This is a genomic window from Bergeriella denitrificans NBRC 102155 (assembly GCF_001592185.1).
In the GTDB taxonomy this organism is placed as follows: Bacteria; Pseudomonadota; Gammaproteobacteria; order Burkholderiales; family Neisseriaceae; genus Neisseria; species Neisseria denitrificans.
Genome location: NZ_BCWL01000287.1, coordinates 1 through 1948, shown reverse-complemented (window position 1 = coordinate 1948; position 1948 = coordinate 1). Strand labels below are relative to the sequence as shown.

At 59.5% G+C, this 1948-nt stretch carries 1 protein-coding gene; it reads right to left on the bottom strand.

Features of this window, described 5'->3' with window-relative positions; genetic code table 11:
- Positions 1-591: 591 nt before the first annotated feature.
- Positions 592-1782, bottom strand: a complete 1191-nt coding sequence (locus BDE01S_RS10250) for a BaiN/RdsA family NAD(P)/FAD-dependent oxidoreductase (RefSeq protein WP_255265807.1) — start codon at positions 1780-1782, stop codon at positions 592-594.
- Between the last annotated feature and the right edge of the window lie 166 nt (positions 1783-1948).

Here is a 1948-nt window from a genome sequence, read left to right as displayed (position 1 = left end):
ACAGAAATTTGGCTATTTGTACAAAGAAATACATGCAGCCGATCGGGGAAAACGCAGAGTGCCGCGCAATAAAACGGCGTGAAATATATTTACAGGCAACAATATGCCGCAGCCGATGCCGGGCGCGGACACATCGTTTTTCAGACGGCCTGCGGGCAGGGAAAATGTGTTTATTTGACGGGATGGTGCGGGATGGGTGATGGCGGAAAAGTGGGGAGTGTCGGATGGGTAGAGATGTGCATACGTTGAAATTCAGTAACCTGTCCCTTCCCCCGCTCTTGCGGGGGAAGGTTAGGATGGGGGTAGTCGGCCTAAAGTAAGCTGTAAATCAACCACCCCCACCCTAACCCTCCCCCGTTAAAGACGGGGGAGGGGATAGATTGCTGAAAACATAAGGCATTGCTTAAATCACTTATCTTGCACTCACGTTCATCAAAGTGAAAAAAGCCGTCTGAAAAATACCGTGGCGGGTTGCTTAGAAAGCAGTTTACGCGCAAACAGCTTGGGTGGGGTTTTTCAGACGGCCTGCTGCGCTGCGATTGCCTGCGCTGTACGGCATATTCAGGCACGGGCAGGCATCGGCGGGCGCGTTCAACTGACGGCATCGGCGGCGCAAACGGCAGAAGACCAGGCCCATTGGAAGTTGTAGCCGCCGAGCCAGCCGGTGATGTCCATCACTTCACCGATGAAATACAGCCCGGGTCGGAGGCGGCTTTCCATGGTTTTGGGGTGGATTTCTTTGACGTTGACGCCGCCGCGCGTGGCTTCGGCTTTTTTGTGGCCGTCCGAGCCGCTGGGCAGCAGCGTCCATTCGTTCAGGCTGCGGCCGAGTTGCTGCAGCAGGGTGTTGGGTACATCCGCCCATTTGTGCGCGGCATAGGGGGCGAACGCGGGTTGCGCCAGCCAGCAGTCGAGCAGCCGCTCGGGCAGGTGGGGGCAGAGCTGGCGGATGGCGGTGTTGAGCTGGATTTTCTGCCCCGATTTGCCGTGGCACAGGGCGGCGGCCAAGTCGGTATCGGGGGCGAAATCGACGGTAATGGAGTTGCCCGGCTGCCAGTAGCTGGAAATCTGTAAGACAGCGGGGCCGCTCAAACCTTTGTGGCGGAAGAGCAAATCTTCGTCGAATGCCGCTGCGGTTTTGCCGCTGCCGGTGCGGATGCATACCGGTAGTGCGATGCCCGATAATGCGGCTAAGCCTGATTCGGTCCAGTTTTCAAAACGCAGCGGTACCAAGGCGGCTTCGGGCGTGATGATGCTGTGGCCGAACTGTTTGGCCAGCTCGTAGCCGAACGCGGTGGCGCCGATGGCGGGTACGGCCAGGCCGCCGGTGGCGGTAATCAGGTTGCGGCAGCAGAACAGGCCGCTGCTGCTGCGGATTTCAAAACGCGCGCCGTCGGCCTGTTCGGGCAGGGCGCAGACGGCATCGATGCGGCAGCCGGTGTGCCAGGATACGCCGCCTTTGCGGCATTCTTCCTGCAGCATGGCGATGATTTCCTGTGCGCTGCCGCTGCAGAAAAGCTGACCTTTGTGTTTTTCGTGATAGGCGATGCCGTGTGCTTCGACCAGTTGGACGAAATCCTGCGCGGAAAAGCGCGACAGGGCGTGGCGCACGAAGCGCGGCTGCTGCGAAACGTAATAAGGCGAGGCGTCGCCGCCGTCGAGATGCCGGTTGGTGAAATTGCAGCGGCCGCCGCCGGAGATGCGGATTTTTTCACCGATTTTGACGGCGTGATCGAGCAGGGCAACGCTGAAACCGCGCTGCCCGATGCGTGCGGCCGCCATCATGCCTGCCGCGCCGGCGCCGATAATCAGGGTGTGGAAAAAGTGGGGAAGTGGGGACATGGTGCGGAAAAAGGCCGTCTGAAAATGCCGGGTTTCGCTTGGCGGAACCGTGTTTTCAGACGGCCTGTGTGCGGTAAATCGGGCAGCGGTGTGCGCCTGCGGTTTA